Consider the following 249-nt stretch of genomic DNA (forward strand, 5'->3'; position numbering starts at 1 on the left):
CATGTCCCATATAACTATTATAAAACAACTTTGCGGAATTCTCGACAATAATATTCAAATTGGTGTACCAGAGGGAATGACTCTGCTTCCAACTGAAAAGTATCAAGATGTGAATTATATAGTCGTTGAAGGCATCTTAACCTACAAGCCTAAGGCTTGTATCCAATGTGGTGTAAAGAATACAGGAAGCCATGATCTGATTAAACATGGGTTTAAGCCTACAATTATAAGATTACCTAATTCAGTTTC

Annotated in this window: 1 pseudogene; it reads left to right on the forward strand. The window is 35.3% G+C overall.

What is annotated here, in order from left to right:
• A pseudogene (locus tag AC973_RS10025) lies at nucleotides 1-249 on the forward strand (hypothetical protein); the annotation flags it as partial.

Origin of the sequence: Carnobacterium sp. 1290_CSPC (assembly GCF_001053265.1) — a bacterium.
GTDB lineage: Bacteria > Bacillota > Bacilli > Lactobacillales > Aerococcaceae > Aerococcus > Aerococcus urinaeequi.